This window comes from Cupriavidus sp. 22TCCZM04-2 (assembly GCF_057798895.1).
In genome coordinates this window covers 1-17,484 of record NZ_JBYOJS010000004.1, presented here as the reverse complement: position 1 = coordinate 17,484, position 17,484 = coordinate 1, and the positions used below count along the sequence as shown (strand labels likewise).

Annotated in this window: 15 protein-coding genes; 10 read left to right on the top strand and 5 right to left on the bottom strand. The window is 66.4% G+C overall.

The annotated features are described in order from the left end of the window. Positions 1-7: 7 nt before the first annotated feature. A complete protein-coding gene (locus AC3FKG_RS07990) occupies positions 8-1,456 on the bottom strand; it encodes an MdtA/MuxA family multidrug efflux RND transporter periplasmic adaptor subunit (RefSeq protein WP_488742814.1) in 1,449 nt (482 codons plus the stop codon). A 326-nt stretch (positions 1,457-1,782) separates the two neighbouring features. On the opposite strand from AC3FKG_RS07990, the gene AC3FKG_RS07985 reads away from it, so the two are divergent. From AC3FKG_RS07985 to AC3FKG_RS07945, 9 genes are all read left to right on the top strand, one after another. Continuing rightward, positions 1,783-2,514 (top strand): response regulator, encoded by a 732-nt coding sequence (locus AC3FKG_RS07985; protein ID WP_483710538.1) that lies wholly within the window; start codon positions 1,783-1,785, stop codon positions 2,512-2,514. A 56-nt stretch (positions 2,515-2,570) separates the two neighbouring features. Beyond that, positions 2,571-3,836, top strand: a complete 1,266-nt coding sequence (locus tag AC3FKG_RS07980; RefSeq protein WP_488742813.1) for an ATP-binding protein — start codon at positions 2,571-2,573, stop codon at positions 3,834-3,836. Positions 3,837-4,653: 817 nt separating this feature from the next. After that, the gene (locus AC3FKG_RS07975; RefSeq protein WP_483710540.1) at positions 4,654-6,258 is read left to right on the top strand and encodes an ABC transporter substrate-binding protein; all 1,605 of its coding nucleotides are present in this window, start codon (positions 4,654-4,656) and stop codon (positions 6,256-6,258) included. Between the two features lie 89 nt (positions 6,259-6,347). Next, a complete protein-coding gene (locus AC3FKG_RS07970) occupies positions 6,348-7,325 on the top strand; it encodes an ABC transporter permease (RefSeq protein WP_483731349.1) in 978 nt (325 codons plus the stop codon). A 1-nt stretch (position 7,326) separates the two neighbouring features. Beyond that, positions 7,327-8,154 (top strand): ABC transporter permease, encoded by an 828-nt coding sequence (locus AC3FKG_RS07965; protein WP_483710542.1) that lies wholly within the window; start codon positions 7,327-7,329, stop codon positions 8,152-8,154. A gap of 10 nt (positions 8,155-8,164) precedes the next feature. After that, entirely contained in the window at positions 8,165-9,193 is a 1,029-nt protein-coding gene (locus tag AC3FKG_RS07960) for an ABC transporter ATP-binding protein (RefSeq protein ID WP_488742812.1), read from the top strand. 3 nt (positions 9,194-9,196) lie between these two features. After that, entirely contained in the window at positions 9,197-10,258 is a 1,062-nt protein-coding gene (locus AC3FKG_RS07955; protein ID WP_488742811.1) for an ABC transporter ATP-binding protein, read from the top strand. Between the two features lie 48 nt (positions 10,259-10,306). Next, positions 10,307-11,956, top strand: coding sequence for an amidohydrolase (locus AC3FKG_RS07950; protein ID WP_483710545.1), 1,650 nt, complete (start codon positions 10,307-10,309; stop codon positions 11,954-11,956). After that, positions 11,956-12,918, top strand: coding sequence for a CobW family GTP-binding protein (locus AC3FKG_RS07945; protein ID WP_488742810.1), 963 nt, complete (start codon positions 11,956-11,958; stop codon positions 12,916-12,918). The genes AC3FKG_RS07950 and AC3FKG_RS07945 overlap by 1 nt, the downstream gene beginning before the upstream one ends. Positions 12,919-12,931: 13 nt before the next feature. Here the strand turns inward: AC3FKG_RS07945 and plsY are convergent, their stop codons facing one another. The 4 genes from plsY to AC3FKG_RS07925 form a co-directional block, all read right to left on the bottom strand. Beyond that, positions 12,932-13,540, bottom strand: a complete 609-nt coding sequence (plsY, locus tag AC3FKG_RS07940) for a glycerol-3-phosphate 1-O-acyltransferase PlsY (protein ID WP_488742809.1) — start codon at positions 13,538-13,540, stop codon at positions 12,932-12,934. Positions 13,541-13,651: 111 nt separating this feature from the next. Further along, on the bottom strand, positions 13,652-14,143 hold the full coding sequence (locus AC3FKG_RS07935) for an aminoacyl-tRNA deacylase (protein WP_488742808.1): 492 nt from the start codon (positions 14,141-14,143) through the stop codon (positions 13,652-13,654). A gap of 33 nt (positions 14,144-14,176) precedes the next feature. Continuing rightward, positions 14,177-15,112 (bottom strand): site-specific tyrosine recombinase XerD, encoded by a 936-nt coding sequence (gene xerD / locus AC3FKG_RS07930; RefSeq protein ID WP_483711456.1) that lies wholly within the window; start codon positions 15,110-15,112, stop codon positions 14,177-14,179. Between the two features lie 44 nt (positions 15,113-15,156). After that, a complete protein-coding gene (locus AC3FKG_RS07925; RefSeq protein ID WP_483710549.1) occupies positions 15,157-15,636 on the bottom strand; it encodes a methylated-DNA--[protein]-cysteine S-methyltransferase in 480 nt (159 codons plus the stop codon). Positions 15,637-15,901: 265 nt separating this feature from the next. On the opposite strand from AC3FKG_RS07925, the gene AC3FKG_RS07920 reads away from it, so the two are divergent. Further along, a protein-coding gene (locus AC3FKG_RS07920; RefSeq protein WP_488742417.1) for an IS3 family transposase occupies positions 15,902-17,451 on the top strand; the annotation gives its coding sequence in 2 pieces (ribosomal slippage) (positions 15,902-16,388 and positions 16,388-17,451; 1,551 coding nt in all). Positions 17,452-17,484: the final 33 nt, after the last annotated feature.

Genomic DNA, 17,484 nt, shown 5'->3' with positions numbered 1-17,484 from the left:
GGAATCCTTACTGCTGGCGGCGCGCGGCGGGGGCATCGGCCGCGGCGCCGCTGGCACCGCCCGTGCCGGCACCTTCGCGCTGGCGGCGGTGTTCGCCCTGCGGCGCGCTCGCGCCGCCGTCGGCATGGGCGCCACTGGCGCCACCCCAGCCGCTGCCGTCACGGCGGCGTCCACGTCCGCGCGGCTGGCTGGCCGGCACCAGCTGGGCCGCGCGTGCGGCGGGGTCCACGGCTTCCACGGTCATGCCTTCCTTGAGCCGGTCGGCGCCATCGACCACCACCCGCTGGCCAGGCTCCACGCCCTTGAGCACGGCGGTGCGGGTGCCGTCGCCGGGCCCGAGCGTGACCACTTGCACCTTGACCTTGCTGCTGTCGTCGACCACGTAGACGAAGGTGCCTTGCTGGCCGCGCTGCACGGCGGCCACCGGAATGACGGTGGCGTCCTTCAATGTGTCGACGCGCGTGCGCACATTGACGAACTGGTTCGGGAACAGCATGCCGTCGGCGTTCGGGAAGATCGCCTTGAGCTTGACCGTGCCGGTGGTGGTGTCGATCTGGTTGTCGGTGGTCAGCAGCGCGCCGTCGCCAAGCTGGTTGCGCATCTGGCGGTCCCACGCCTGCACCGGCATTTTCTCGCCCGTGTTGAGTTTTTTCAGCACCGCGGGCAGGTTGTCTTCGGGGATGGTGTAGAGCACGGCAATCGGCTGGATCTGCGTGATCAGCGCGATGCCGTTGGTGTCGGACGTATTGACGATATTGCCAGGGTCCACCTGCCGCAGGCCGATGCGGCCCGACACCGGCGCGACGATCTTGGTATAGCCCAGCTGCAGCCTCGCATTATCCACGTTGCCCTGGTCGGTCTTGACCACGCCTTCGTACTGGCGCACCAGCGCGTCCTGTGTATCGACCTGCTGGCTGGAGATCGAGTCCTGCTGTAGCAGGGTCTTGTAGCGCTTCTGGTCCAGCCGCGCGTTCTGCAGCAGCGCCTGGTCGCGAGCCAGCTGGCCGACGGCCTGGTCCACGGCGGCCTGGAACGGGCGCGGGTCGATTTCGGCCAGCACGTCGCCGGCCTTGACCATCTGGCCTTCCTTGAACAGCACCTTGAGCAGCGGGCCCGACACCTGGGCGCGCACGGTGACGTTGGACACTGGCGTGACGTTGCCCAGCCCGTTCAGGACTACGTCCATGTCGCGCTGCGCGACCGTGGATACCACGACCGGCGAGCGAGGCGCGCCGGCGCCGCCACGTCCCGGCGCGCCCGGACCACTGGCGCCGCCGGGGCCGGGGGTCGCCTGCGTTCCCGGGCCGGCGCCGCGGTGGCTGTACCAGTACCAGCCGCCTCCGGCGAGCAGCACGACGAGGGCTGTGGCGATCAGCTTGCGGCGCGGCGAGCGACCGGGATCCTGCGGTGGACGGGACGGCGGGGTGAGGTGTTGGCCTTGTTCGGGGTTCGACATGTCCGGAATCCATGGGAGCGGCGCGTTATGCGCCGGCGTTCTTCGCGCGGTCTCGGGCGCGGCGATGCTTGCAGTATGCCGCATCAGGTGCGGCACTAGCCCCATCTGGCGTGGGGTTCTGCCCACGTGGGGCAGCGGCCTGCGGGTAGGCCGGGCAGCGCAAAGGCATGCCATGCCGCAAGGATAATGTGAGACGCCGGATGCACGTGTTTCAGCGCGGCCTGCGTTTATTACAGAGGATTACCAGCGCCGCCCGTGTAATCTCCGGAAACAAAGCCGCCAGCCCGATTCGGCAGGAAAGCGGCCAGCCTGACTATCATGTGCCTATGCGAACGAACCAGCCCACCCAGATCCTTGTCGTCGACGACGACCCTGAACTGCGCGACCTGCTGCGGGAGTACCTGACCCAGCAAGGCTTTGCCGTCTCCGTGCTGCACGACGGCGACGGCCTGCAGGCGCGCCTGGAGCGCGAACGTCCGGCGCTGATCGTGCTGGACCTGATGATGCCGAAGGTCGATGGCCTGACCGCGCTGCGCAACCTGCGGGCCAAGAACGACGATATTCCGGTGATCCTGCTGACCGCACGCAGCGACGAGATCGACCGTATCGTGGGCCTGGAGATCGGCGCCGACGACTATCTTGGCAAGCCGTTCTCGCCGCGCGAGCTGCTGGCGCGCATCAATGCCGTGCTGCGCCGCAAGCTGGCGCGTCCGGCGGCTGCGCCCGAAGACCGCGAGTCGATCGCGTTCGGGCCGTTCCGCGTGAATTTCCGACAGCGCTCGCTGCAGCGCGCGGGCCAGGTGCTGTCGATCAGCGACACCGAGTTCGCGCTGCTCAAGCTGCTGCTGATGCATCCGCTCGAAGTGCTTTCGCGCGAGCGCATCGTCGAGCTGATGTACGGCACCGCCAGTGGCATCAGCGATCGCGGCATCGACGTGCAGATCTGGCGCCTGCGCCGGCTGCTCGACGAAGACGCGCAGCGGCCGCGCTACATCCAGACCGTGCGCGGGCGCGGCTACACGTTCGTGCCCGACGAAGCCGAAGACATTCCGCAGTGACGCCCATGCCGCCGCGGCTGTCGATCTGACGGCATGGCGGCAACGACGAGCCCGACATGAAGTTGCGTATTGATACCCTGTTCGGCCGCATCGCGCTGCTGATCGCTGCCGTGCTGGTGATCAGCCATTTCTCCTGGCTGGCCATCCTGCGCATGGACCGGCGCCAGCAACAGGTGGATTATTCGGTCGAGCAGATGCTGTTCCAGTTCGCCAGCATCCAGCGCGCGCTCGATGCGCGCCCGCCCGTGCCGCTGCCGAGCCTGGTGGAGGTGGCCAGCGAGGCCAGCGCCGAAGAACACACCATCGTGCCCAAGGGCCGCTCGCGGCGGCTGGTGGAGCAGTTCATCACCCGCCTGCCGCAAGGCACCGAGATCCGGGTCGAGGACGAAGCCACGCCGCGGCTGTGGATCAAGCTGCCGACGCGCGACAACTGGATCGCCATGCCGATCCTTTGGGTTCACAATCCTCCGCCCGACAACCGGCTCGTGCCGGGCGTGATGCTTGTCGTGGGCGTGGCCATCATCTTTGCGCTGCTGATCGCGTGGCAGATTCAGCGGCCGGTGCGCGACATGGCGGCGGCTGCGGAGCAGTTGTCCCGGCAGCAGCCGGTAGCGCCGCTGCGCGAGCGCGGGCCGCATGAGCTGCGCCAGTTGATCGAGCGATTCAACCGCATGGTGGCGGACCTGACGCGCATCGACCAGGAGCGCAACACCATGCTGGCCGGCATTGCGCACGATTTGAAGACACCGCTGGCGCGGCTGCGGCTGCGCGCGGAGATGTTGTCGGACCCGAAGGCGGCGGCGGGCGTGACGCGCGATGTCGATTCGATGGCGGCTATCGTGGAACAGTTTCTGAGCTTTGCACAGACCAGTGAGCCGACTGCGCGGCCGGTGCCGGTGGACCGTCGGGTGAATGAACTGGCTGCCTCGCTCGCGGAGCAGGAACGGCAGGTGGTGCTGTCGCTGGGTGCCGGTGATGGATTTCGAATGATTGCCACGCAGTTGGATCGGATCATCGGCAATCTTGTCGACAACGCCTATGTGTATGGCAAGCCGCCGGTATGCATCGCGACGACGCGCACGCCGGACGGGTATCTGCTGGTGGTGGAAGACCAGGGGGCGGGGATTCCTGAGGCGGACAAGGAACGCGTTACGCTGCCGTTCGTGCGGCTGGATCCAGCGCGCGGCGGGAATGCTCATTCGGGGCTGGGGCTGGCTATCGTGGATCGGCTTGTGCGGCAGGCGGGGGGGAAGCTTAACCTTGTGAATGCCGAGGATGGGGGGTTTAGGGTTGAGATGTTGTTTGGGGGGGCGGCGGCGTAGGGGAAGATGGAGACAGGCTGCGAGCCCACATGCCGAGGCACTGGGGCGTCGATCCGGGACCGGAGGTGAGTCATTCAAAAGACCAACTTCCTGATCAAAAGTATGGCCAGAAGAATTAAAACTACGCCAATGAAGACCTTGTAGGTCTTCTTTTGTTCTGGCGCCATACTTTTCCACTGATCGTTTGTTGGTTCTCGCATCAGATCCCTTCTGTTCTTTTGCAGAACCGGCAGCAAAGACAACCTTGAGTTTGTCCAGGCCGCCATCTAGGTTCTTGCATCATTTATTGGGGCCTCCAAGAATCCACGCGGACGGCCGTCGGGCGCGCGTGAATAAGCAAGTGCCTGCGCCACGCAACAGGTCGAGAATGGCGAAACCGGCTTCGAAGCGGATGGGGAAGACTCGAATTTGCACTGCAGGAATTTCTGCAGTGCTTCGCGGAAGACGCGAAGCAAGAGCTCAGTTCGTGTCCGTTGCTTCGAGCGGAATATGGCGCGAGAAGAAGCAGGGCGGGAACAGGCGGCTCAGGATTACCTCGATTGACAACTCACCGATCTCCTCTCAGCCTCGCTCCTGCAACGGGTAGCTCACGGCACGCTGACTCTGGCCCCACCGAATCCCCTTAACTGGACCTATCGAGTCCAGCGCCGCCTCGCCTATAAGACCAGAGGGCCGGTGCAAGACAGCACGCTTCGATCCCGCCTCAAGTCAGTGATATCGCCGCCGCCGCATTGCCGGGCGGACGGACCCTCTAGGTCGTGCCAGGTCTGGCATTGCCGGTGCTTGCGCCGGCACGCCGGATACGAAGGGAGAACCGATGTTGACGAGCTTCAAACAGATCGTGCGTGCGAGCACGCGCCTCGGCACCGCCGCCTTGCTGATGTCCGCCGCTGCCCACGCGCACAGCGAGGAAGTCACGCGCGGCGGCAGTCTCAATGTGCTTTCGATCACGGCGATCAACTCGCTGAACCCGGCCATCCAGTCGGGCGTGGCAACGGGTGTGCCCGCATCGCAGCTGTTCGCCAGCCTGCTGCAGGCCGACGCGAAATGGCAGTTCCACCCGTATCTCGCCGATAGCTGGAGCGTGTCGCCGGACGGCCTGACCTACACGTTCAAGCTCAACAAGGACGCAAAATTCCACGACGGCAAGCCGATCACCTCTGCCGACGTCGCGTTCTCGGCCGAGACCGTCAAGGCCAATCATCCGTTTGGCCCCGCGATGCTGGCAGCGCTGGACAAGGTCGAGACACCGGACGCTCACACTGCAGTGTTCCGGCTCAAGCAGCCCAATCCGGCGCTGCTGCTCGCGTGCTCGACACCGGCACTGATGCCGATCCTGCCCAAGCATGTCTACAGCGACGGGCCGATCCGCCAGAACCCGAAGAACAACGCGCCGGTCGGTTCGGGTCCGTTCCGCTTCGTCGAGTACAAGCCCGGCGAATACCTCACGCTGGCGCGCTTTGACGGCTACTTCCGCAAGGGCAAGCCGTACCTGGACAAGATCACCTACAGCATCGTGCCCGATCGCGCGGCGGCGGCGCTGGCCATGCAGCGCGGAGACATTCACTTCGTTGCTTTCGCTCCGTTCCGTATCGCGGATGTGGACCGCCTCGCGGCCGATCCGAAGCTCACGGTCACCCGCAGCGGCTACGAGGGCGTCGGCTCGCTGAACTGGCTGGCCTTCAACACGCGCCAGGGTCCGCTCGCCAACGTGAAGGTGCGCCAGGCCATCTCCTACGCCATCGACCGCGATTTCATCTCGCAGAAGCTGCAGCGCGGCCGCTCGCAACCGGCCTGGGGCCCGGTCCATCCGGCCAGCCCGTTCTATAGCAAGACGCTGGACCCCTACAAGGTGGACCTGGCACGCGCCAACAAGCTGCTGGATGAGGCGGGCTATCCGAAGAAGGCGGACGGCACGCGCTTCGCGCTGCGCCTGGACTTCCTGCCGGGCGCTCCGGATACCTCGCAACTGGTGGCGGAGTACCTGCGCCCGCAACTGGCCAAGGTCGGCATCCAGGCGCAACTGCGCCCCTCGCCGGATTTCCCGACCTGGTCGCAGCGCATCGCCAGCTGGGACTTCGACATGACCACCGACTCGGTCTTCAACTGGGGCGATCCGGTGATCGGCGTCGCGCGCACCTACCAGTCGGGCAATATCAAGAAGGGCGTGATCTGGTCCAACACGCAGGGCTATGCCAATGCCGAGGTCGACAAGATCCTTGCCGAGGCCGCCTCCGAGACCGACACCGCCAAACGCGCCGCGCTCTACGACCGCTTCCAGAAGATCGTCAACAGCGAGGTACCGGTCGCGTGGCTCAACACCGCGCCGGTGAGTTCGGTCGCCAACAAGAAACTGCGCGGGCTGCCGGGCAGCATCTGGGGCGCGTTCGCGCCGTTCGACGAAGTGTACTGGGCCAAATAGGCCCGGCCGTACCGAAGGGACAAGGGACCTGCCGTGCCATGGGCGCGGCGGGCCGCTCACGTCGATCATCAACCAACGGGCCGCTCCGCATGCATACCCTGATCTACCTCTCGCGCCGCCTCGGCGCCGGCGCCCTGATGGTGCTGGCCGTGGTGGTGCTCAATTTCCTGTTGCTGTCGGCCGCGCCCGGCGACGTAGCGGACGTGATCGCGGCGCAGTCTGGCGGCGCGACCGCCGAACAGCTCGCGGCCCTGCGCACGCAGATGGGCCTGGATGCCGGGCTGGGCCAGCGCCTGGTGGCCTATGTCGGCAACGTGCTGTCCGGACACCTGGGCGACTCGCTCTTCTTCCACCAGCCCGTGACCACGCTGATCTTCGATCGCGTGCCGAATACCCTGATGCTGGTGCTGCCCGCGCTGCTGCTCGCCGTGGTGATCGGCACCTTGCTCGGTGCGCTGTCGGCGCATCGTCCGCGCGGCGCCGTCAGCGGCCTGGTGACGTTCCTGTCGCTGGCAGGCTTTGCCGCGCCGGTGTTCTGGAGCGGCATGATGCTGCTGATCGCCTTCGCCTACTGGCTGCCGGTGTTTCCGGCGTCGGGCATGTACACCATGGGCCAGCGCGCCGAGGGCTGGGCCCTGGCGGCAGACGTGCTGCACCATCTGGTGCTGCCGGTGGTTTCGCTGGCGATGATCTACCTGGCGCAATACAGCCGCCAGGCGCGCGCCACGATGCTCGACGTGCTCGGCGCGGACTATATCCGCACCGCGCGCGCCAAGGGCATGAGCGAACGCGTGGTGGTCTACCGCCATGCGCTCAAGAACACGCTGCTGCCGATCGTCACGCTGGCCGGGCTGCAGTTCTCGCACGCGCTGGCCGGCGCGGTGCTGGTCGAGACCGTGTTCAACTGGCCCGGGCTTGGCCGCCTGGCCTCGGACGCCGTGCTCAACCGCGACTATCCGCTGATGCTCGGCATCCTGCTGATGTCCAGCGCGATGGTGGTGGTGGCCAACATCCTGACCGACTACCTGTACAGCCTGCTCGATCCCCGCATTCGCACCGGAGACTGAAATGAACACCGGATGGAAACTGTTCCTGCATAACCGTGGCGCGGTGCTCGGCGCGCTCGTGCTGCTGGCCATTGCGCTGGCCGGCCTGATCGGACCCGCGCTTTATGCCGTCAATCCGCAGGACGTGGTGGCCGCGCCGCTGTCGCCGCCATCGGCGGATGCGCCGCTGGGCGCCGACTACCTCGGCCGCGACGTGCTTGCCGGACTGATCCACGGCGCCGGCGTGACGCTGGCCATCGGACTCGCTGCCACCGCGACCACGCTGGTGATTGGCGTGCTGGTCGGCGCGCTGGCTGGCTATCACCGTGGCTGGATCGACACCGTGCTGATGCGCGTGACCGAGTTCTTCCAGGTGCTGCCGCCCATCGTGCTGGCGATGGTGCTGGTCGCGGTGTTCGGCGCCAAGATCGGCACGGTGATCGTGGTGATCGGGCTGGTCAGCTGGCCGCCGCTGGCGCGTCTGACGCGCGCCGAATTCCTCAAGCTGCGCGAGCGCGAGTTCGTCCGTGCCGAGCGCGCCATCGGCACCAGCAACGCCAATATCATTTTCCGCGTGATCCTGCCGAATGCCTCGCCGCCGCTGATCGTGGCGCTGGCGCTCAACGTCGGCGTGGCCATCCTGTTCGAGTCCGGGCTGGCGTTCATCGGGCTGTCCGATCCCGATATCACCAGCTGGGGCTACATGATCGGCAATTCGCGCGACCAGATCTTCGAAGCGTGGTGGTCGGTGATGTTCCCGGGTATGGCGATCTTCTTCACGGTGCTGGCCATCTGTCTCGTGGGCGATGGCCTCAACGATGCCCTCAACCCGAAACTGCGCCAGCGCTGAAGGAGCCCGCATGGAAAGAGACCGCAAGCCGTTGCTGGAAGTGGAGGGGCTGTGCGTGGAGTTCCGCACTGCCAAGGGACCCGTGCGCGTCCTGGACGATGTGGGATTCCACCTGGATGCCGGCGAGGTGCTCGGCATCGTCGGCGAATCGGGCTGTGGCAAAAGCATGACCAGCCTGTCGCTGCTGCAACTGGTGCCAGCGCCGGGCCGCATCACCGCAGGCACCATCCGCCTTGGCGGCCAGGACCTGCTCGCGCTGCCGCCCGCACGCATGCGCGACGTGCGCGGCCGGGATATCGGCATGATCTTCCAGGAGCCGATGACCGCGCTCAACCCGGTCTTCACCGTGGGCCAGCAGATCGTCGAGACCATCGTGCGCCATCGCGGCATGGGCATGCGCGCCGCGCGCGCCGAAGCGGTGGCGCTGCTCGATGCAGTGAAGATTCCCGAGCCGGCCCGCCGCGTTGACCAGTATGCGCACGAGCTGTCGGGCGGCATGCGCCAGCGCGCGATGATCGCCATGGCGCTGGCGGGCCGTCCCAAGGTGCTGATCGCCGACGAGCCCACCACCGCGCTGGACGTCACTGTGCAGGCGCAGATCTTCGACCTGCTGCGCGATGTGCGGCGCCAGCTCGGCACCGCCATCATCCTGATCACCCACAACATGGGCGCCATTGCCGAACTGGCCGACCGCGTGATGGTGATGTACGCGGGCCGCAAGATCGAAGAAGGACGCGTCGATACGGTGCTGGCGCGGCCTTCGCATCCGTACACGCGTGGGCTGCTCGACTGCGTGCTGCATGTGGATGCCGCCAGTGCGCTGCGCGATTGCAGGCCCGCGCCTCTGCCCGAGATTCCGGGCGTGGTGCCGGCGCTGGACCAGCTCGGCGCCGGCTGCGCTTTCGCGCCGCGCTGCACGCGCGCGGCCAGCCGCTGCGGCGATCGGCCGCCGATGTTCGATAACGGCGGCCACCTGGCGGCTTGCTGGCTGCGCGAAGCTGCCGGCGCTGTACCGGCCACCGTGGCCGTGGAGGGTTGAACCATGCCATTGCCTTCGAACCAGGATGTCCTGCTCGACGTGCGCGACTTGCGCGTGCACTACAACCTGCGCCGGCCGCATCCTTTCGCCAAGGTGCCCAAGATCCATGCCGTCGACGGCATCAGCTTCCAGGTGCGGCGCGGCAGCGCGTTTGGCATCGTCGGCGAATCCGGCTGCGGCAAGTCCACCACCGCACTGGCGTTGATGCAGCTGATCCAGAGCACGGGCGGCCATGCCATGCTCGATGGCATCGACATGCTGCGTGAGCGCGGACCCGCACAGCTTGAAATGCGGCGGCGGGTCCAGATGATCTTCCAGGACCCGTACTCCTCGCTCGATCCGCGCCAGCGTGTCGAGGCCATCATCGCCAAGCCGATGCGCCAGCTGACCTGCATGGACGCGCGGCAGATCGATGCACGCGTCGACGAGCTGATGGGGCTGGTCGGCCTGCGCCCGGACCAGAAGCAACTGTTCCCGCACCAGTTCTCGGGCGGGCAGCGGCAGCGCATCGGCATTGCGCGGGCGCTGGCGGTCAATCCGTCGCTGGTGGTGTGCGACGAGCCGGTATCGGCGCTCGATGTGGCGATCCAGGCGCAGGTGATCAACCTGCTCGCGCGCATCCAGCACGAGCGCGATCTGACTTATGTGTTCATCTCGCATGACCTTGCGGTGGTGCAGCACCTGTGCGACGAGGTTGCAGTGATGTACCTCGGCCGGATCGTCGAACGCGGCAGCCGCGCGCGGCTGTTCGGTGCGCCGCTGCATCCGTACACGCACGCGCTGATGTCCGCGGAGCCGGTGAAGGATCCCGCGCAACTGGCCAGCCGTGCGCGCATCCGGCTCGAGGGGGATCCGCCCAGCCCGCTGAATCCGCCCGCCGGCTGCCGCTTCCACACGCGCTGTCCGGTGGCGGAGGCGCGCTGCCGGACCGAGGCTCCCGTACTGCGCGAGTTTGGCGCGGACCATGCGGTGGCCTGCCATCGCGTCGAGCTGGTGCAGGGCATGCCGCGTTCGCCAATGGCCAGTTGCGTGCCGGCAAGCAAGCCGGCGCTGGCCGCTGCGTGAGCCGCAACGACATCAACGACTTTCAACACGAATAATCGGAGACCCCATATGAGCCAGTCGCCCATCACCGTCTACGCGGCGCGCAAGATCCTCACCATGAATCCGATGCAACCCGTCGCCACGCATGTCGCCGTGCGCGACGGCCGCATCCTGGGCGTAGGCTGTGCCGAGGACCTGGCCGGCTGGGGCACGGCGACGCTCGACACGCGCTTTGCCGACAAAGTACTGATGCCCGGTTTGATCGAAGGGCATTCGCATCTGCTCGAAGGCGGCATGTGGAAGTTCGTCTATGTCGGCTACTACGACCGCCGCGGCCCGGACGGGCGCGTATGGCCCGGCCTGAAGAGCTTTGACGCCGTGGTGGAACGCCTGCGGGAAGCGCAGGCGCAGTTGCAGGACTCCGGACAGCCGCTGCTGGCATGGGGCTTCGATCCGATCCACTTCGGCCGAGCGCGCATGACCGCGCGGCACCTGGACCAGGTCTCGGCCACGCGCCGCATCGTGGTCATGCATGCCAGCATGCACCTGATGAACGTCAACACCGCCATGCTGGAAGCGGCGGGCATCGATGCCGCAACGCCGGTGGACGGCATCGCCAAGGACAGCGACGGCTTGCCGACCGGCGAGCTGCAGGAATTTGCCGCGATGTTCCTGGTGTTCAGGCTGCTCGGCAATGTGTTCTTCGATGCCGGGCAAACCGAGGAGGGCATCCGCAATTTTGGCCGCGTGGCGCAGCAGGCCGGCGTGACCACCGCGACCGATCTGGTCAACAGCCTCGATGCGGAGGCCGTGTCCAACCTGGGCCGGGTCACCGCGGACCCCGATTTCCCCGTGCGCATGGTGCCGGCTTACGCACCGCTGCGCGATCAGGAAGGCGGTGGCGCGCAGCGCGTGGCGCAGGCGATGGAGGGCAATACCGACAAGCTGCACTTCGGTTTGGTCAAGCTTGTGATTGACGGATCGATCCAGGGCTTTACCGCGCGCATGAGCTGGCCGGGCTACTACAACGGCGCCGCCAACGGCTTGTGGGTGATGCCGCCGCAGCAGGTAGAAGAGGTGCTTGCCGTTTATCACCGCGCTGGCCTGACGGTGCATATCCACACCAACGGCGACGAAGCGACCGAGCTGGCCATGGATGCGGTCGAAGGCGTGCTGCGCAAGCATCCGCGCTGGGACCACCGCCATACGCTGCAGCACTGCCAGCTTGCGTCCCCCGCGCAGTTCCGGCGCATGGCGGCGCTGGGCCTGTGCGCCAACCTGTTCGCCAACCACCTGTTCTACTGGGGCGATGCGCACTACACCATGACGGTCGGGCCGGACCGCGCCAATCGCATGAACGCCGCCCAAAGCGCGCTGCGCAGCGGCGTGCCGTTCTCCCTGCACTCGGACGCGCCGATCACGCCGATCGGGCCGCTGTTCACCGCCTGGTGCGCGGTCAACCGCCAGACCGCGAGCGGCCGCGTCCTGGGCGCGGGCGAGCGCATTTCGGTGCAGGACGCATTGCACGCGATGACCCTGGGTGCCGCCTATACGCTGCGCATGGATCATCTGGTGGGTAGCATCGAAGTGGGCAAGCATGCCGATTTCGCGGTGCTGGAAGACGATCCACTCGCGGTGCCGCCAGCGAACCTGCGCGACGTGCCCGTCTGGGGCACGGTGCTGGGCGGCAAGGTCTTTCCGGCGCCGGGGAATGCCTGATGCAACGCCCGGACATTGCGCTGACGGTGCTCGGCGGCTTTCTCGGCGCCGGAAAGACCAGCCTGCTCAACCACCTGCTGCGCACACAGCAGCGCGAGCGCGTGCTGGTGATGGTGAATGATTTCGGCGCCATCAACATCGACGCCGAACTGATCGCCCGTGGTGCCCCGGGCATGTCCGAGGGCATCATCAGCCTGACCAACGGCTGCGTGTGCTGCGCGGTCGGCGGCGACCTGATGCAGGCCTTTCTGAAGGTGCTGCAGCTGCCCGATCCGCCCGGGCGCGTACTGGTCGAAGCGAGTGGGGTGGGGGATCCGGCCCGCATCGCACAGATCGGCCGTGCCAATGCCGGCTTTCGCTGCGAAGGCGTGGTGACGGTGGTGGACGCCGCAGCCGTGCGGCGCCTGGCTGCCGACCGCTATGTCGGCGACACCGTGCGTGCGCAGCTGGGTGCGGCCGACCTGGTGCTGCTGAACAAGGCGGATCTGGTCGATGCGCCATCGCTGGAAGCGGTGCGCGACTGGCTGGCTGCGGAGGTGCCGGATGCGCGCGTGCACGCATGCCGGCACGGCGAGGTCGACCCGAGCCTGATCCTGGGGCCGGACCTGGGCGCAACCGCGATGGCGGGCGGTATCGGCAATGAAGCCGCAACCATCGGGGCCGACCATGCCGATGTCTTCGCCGGCAGCAGCTTTGCCTCGTCGATCCGCTTCCGGCGTGCCGAACTGGAGCGCGCGCTCGACGCCTTGCCCGCACACGTGTTGCGCGGCAAGGGCATGGTGTTCCTGGAAGGTGAGGATGCGCCGCGGCTACTGCAGATCTGCGGCAAGCGCTGGACGCTTGAGGCGCCGGCGCTGCTCCAGTCACCGGCACGCTCGCGCATCATCTTTATTGCAGCCCGTCAGCCAGTCGCGACGCCATTCGATCCGTGGCGGCATTTCGGTCCGGCGCTGATGGAGTAGAGCAGCGCGGCGCTCAGACCTTCTTCTTCTCGCCGATGCGGCTTTCCTTGCCGGTGAGCAGCTTGGTGATGTTCTGGCGGTGGCGCGCGATCAGCAGGATGCCGATTACCAGGATCGCGCCGGCCATGGCGTCGATGCCTTCCATCAGTACGTAGAAGAACGGCGCGAAAATCGCTGCGACCAGTGCGGCCAGCGACGAATAGCGGAAGAAGAACGCAATGATGAGCCAGGTGGCCAGCGTGGCCAGGCCCAGGATCGGGTTGACGGCCAGCAGGATGCCCGCCGCCGTGGCGACGCCCTTGCCGCCGGCAAAGCGGTGGAACACCGGAAACAGGTGGCCGAGGAACACAGCAAGCGCCACCATGGCGAGGCCGTTGTCATCGACGCCGTACGCGGGCCCGAAACGGCTCGCCAGCCAGACCGCGAGCCAGCCCTTGAGGGCGTCGCCGATCAGCGTGAAGATGGCCGCCTTCTTGTTCCCGGTGCGCAGCACGTTGGTCGCGCCCGGGTTGCCGGATCCGTAGCTGTGCGGATCGGGCAGGCCCATGACCTTGCTGACGACGACCGCAAAGGAGACCGACCCGATCAGGTAGGCGGCAAGGGCGAATAGCAGGTTGGCCATGAGGGGATGCGCGGGCAGTGGCTGCCTTGTCTGGAATTGGCGGGATTGTAGCGCGGCGGCGGGTTCGCCACGAGCGTGACTTCCCCAATATCCGCCACCGACATCGGCGGGTCAGTCGGGCAGCGCGCACTCCACGGGTTTTGCATCGACCAGCGTGGTCAGGAGCTTCGGGTCCAGGCTGATCAGGTAGCCGCGCCGTCCTCCGTTGATATAGATCTTCTCAAGCTCCAGCACCGTCGCCTCCACATACACCGGCATGCGCTTCTTCGTGCCGAACGGCGAGGTGCCGCCGACCATATAGCCGCTGTGCCGCTGCGCGACTTCGGGCTTGCACGGCTGCACGCTTTTGCAGCCGATCTGGCGCGCCAGGTTCTTGGTCGACACGGAGCAGTCGCCGTGCATCAGCACCACCAGTGGCTGCGCGCGCTCGTCTTCCATGATCAGGGTCTTGACCACGTCATGTTCGGGCACGCCAAGCTGGCGTGCCGATTCGCCGGTGCCGCCATGGTCCACGTATTCATACGGATGCTCGCCGAAGGCGGTGCCCTGCCGGCGCAGGAACTGGGTAGCCGGGGTTTCCGAGATATGTTTCGATTTGCTCATGTCGGGTTGCAGGCAGGACGGGACAACAGATCGTTAGCCGCGCGGATGGTGCTGCTGGTGCAGCTCGCGCAGCCGCTCGCGCGCCACGTGGGTGTAGATCTGTGTCGTGGAGATATCGGCGTGGCCCAGCAGCAGCTGAACCACGCGCAGGTCGGCGCCGTGGTTGAGCAGGTGCGTGGCAAACGCATGCCGCAGCGTGTGCGGCGACAACGGCACGTTGATGCCGGCATCGAACGCATGGCGCTTGATCAGGTGCCAGAAGGCCTGGCGCGTCATGCCTTCGCCACGCTGCGTGACGAACAGCGCGTCGCAGGCGCGGCCGGCCAGCAGCGCGGGACGCGCGCTGGCCAGGTAGCGGCGCAGCCAGTCGCCGGCCTGCATGCCGAACGGCACCAGGCGTTCCTTGTCGCCCTTGCCGCCGACCACGCGCGCCACGCCTTCGTTCAGGCCAATCTCCACCGTCTTCATCTGGGTCAGTTCCGACACGCGCAGGCCGCTCGCGTACATCAGCTCCAGCATGGTGCGGTCGCGCAGGCCGAGCGGCGTGCCGGTATCGGGCGCTTCGAGCAGGGCTTCCACCTGTGCTTCGGAGAGCGTCTTGGGCACGCGTGGCGGCTGCTTGGCGGGGCGCAGCAGGATGCATGGATCGGCCTGGATCATCTGCTCGCGCAGCGCCCACTGGTAGAAGCGGCGGAACACGGCCAGGCGGCGGTTCGAGGACGAGGCGCGGGTCTCGGGGTGGCGCGCGAGGAAGTAGGCATTCAGCTCGGTGTCGCCAATGTCCAGCAGGCCACCGTTGCCGGTTTGATGCAGCCAGCGCGCCAGCAAGGCGAGGTCGCGCCGGTAGGCGTCCATGGTGTTGCGCGACAGGCCGTCCTCCAGCCACAGGGCATCGCAGAAGCGGCCGACGAGGTCGAGTTCGGGGGCGATGGCGGCATCGAGTGCGGCGGCATCCGCATCGACGTGCATGGCGCGCGGCTTGCGTGTCGTCCGGCTGGTGCCGGCGGGACGCTTCATAGCAGCATGGCGCCTTCATGGCGCAGCAGCCAGCGTTTCACTTCCAGGTGGAAGCCGTCCTCGGCATGGTGGGAGAAGCCGCCGATGCCGTTTGCGGACACCACGCGATGGCATGGGATCACGATCGGCAGCGGATTCTGCCCGCAGGCCTGGCCGACCGCGCGCGCCACGCCGCCTAGCTTGCGTGCGATATCGCCATAGGTAGTCAGCCCGCCGCGCGGCACCGCGCAAATCGCCTGCCATACCTGCCGCTGGAACGGCGTGCCGGCAATGGCCAGCGGCACGTCAAAGGGCGCATCCGCGTTAGCGTAATAGGCGTCCAGTTGCGCAGCGAGCCGCAGGATGATCGCGCTGCGCGGCGCCACGCTTTCCACGTTCGCAGGCAAATAGAAGATCTCGCGGATCTGCGCATCGTCGGCACGTACGCCGACCTTGCCAAAAGGCGCGGGGAGGATGGCGTCGAAAGGAGCGTGCATGGCAGTAGCGGAAGCGAAGCCTGGATTTTAATCGTTTTGCCGAAATGGGCGGCACCAGGGAGAGAGACCGGAATGACTCAGTCGCTGGAAAGGGGCACCACTCCCAGATCAGCGATTTCGAAGGAGGTGGGTTCTACGCGCTTGGGCTTGTGCCCGCAGGTAAACGCGTTTTTTGGTTACTTTTTGTCGCTCCCCTCCATGTCAGGATAGTTGTCGCCTCGCTGCCTTTCGATGAAGGACAATGGGGGGCGGTAACGGTTGGAAGATGAAGCCTTATCCGGCGGAGTACAAAGAATGGGTGGTCGAGCAGATGAAGCCGCCCTTGAACCGGTCGGTGGCGGAGTTGGCCAGGGAGACAGGCATTACAACGGTGTGCCTGCGCAACTGGCGCAACGCGGCCCGAGAGCAAGGAAAGGTTGTGCCAGGCAACGGCAAACAAAGTGATAAGTGGTCCAGTGCGGACAAGTTCCGAGTGGTGCTGGAGACGGCGCCCCTGAGTGAGGCGGAGCTGTCCGAATACTGCCGCAGGAAGGGTATTCAGCCGGAACAGATCCGGGCGTGGCGGGCCGCGTGCGAGCAGGCCAATGCCAAGACACCAGACAAGCCTGACCTGGCGCAGCGCCGCGAGGAACAGGCGGCTCAGAAGCGGATCCGGGATCTTGAGCGCGAACTCAAGCGCAAGGATGCGGCGCTGGCTGAGACAGCAGCGCTGCTGGTGCTGAGAAAAAAAGCCGAGGCGATCTGGGGAAGGGACGAGGAAGACTGATCAACGTCTCGGATCGCCGCGATGCCATTGCGTTGATCGATGAAGCGGTAAAGAGCGGTGCACGCCAGTCCAGGGCCTGCGAGGAACTGGACTTGAGTGAGCGCACCTTGCAGCGCTGGCGCCATGCGCCAGAGGATGGCCGCCCGGGAGCGCAGCGCCCGGTGCCGGCGAACAAGCTCAGCGAGGCAGAACGGCAGGCCGTGCTGGCAGCGGCCAACCAGCCTGGCTACGAGAGCCTGACGCCGCACCAGATCGTGCCGAAGTTGGCCGACGAGGGCCGCTACCTGGCGTCGGAATCGACGTTCTACCGTGTGCTTCGGGCTGCAGGGCAGAGCCGGCGACGTGGACGCAGTCACAATGCCAAGCCCCGCGCGCCGACCACGCATCGTGCAGACGGTGCCAATCAGGTGTGGTGCTGGGACATCACGTGGATGCCCACTACGGTGAAGGGTCGCTTCTTCTACTGGTACATGATGCAGGACATCTACAGCCGCAAGCTGGTGGTCAATGAAGTGCACGAGAGCGAGTCGGTGGAGCATGCCCGCCGGCTGCTCGAACTGGGCTGTCTGCGCGAGCAAACGGCTGGGCGGCCGCTGGTGCTGCACTCTGATAATGGCAGCGTCATGAAGGGGCTGAGCATGCGCGCTGCGATGCAGGATCTGGGCGTGGTGCCGTCATACAGCCGCCCACGCGTGAGCAACGACAACGCCTATGCCGAAGCGTTGTTCCGTACGGCCAAGTACTGCCCGCTGTGGCCCGAGAGGCCATTCGATACGCTGGAACAGGCGCGTGAATGGGTGCATCGGTTCGTGCGTTGGTACAACGAGGAGCACCGTCACAGCGGGCTGAAGTATGTCACGCCGAACCAGCGGCACCGCGGGGAAGCGATACCCCTGCTGGCGCGACGAATGGTGGTGTATCAGGCTGCGCGCGCCCGGCACCCGCAGCGCTGGTCGCGGGGAATCCGGAATTGGAAGCTGGATCCAGTGGTCTACCTGAACCCCGAGCGGGCTGAGCTGGAGCCTAAGGAGTACCGGAAAGCAGCATAGCGGCGGACGCGACAACTACCTTGACACACGCCG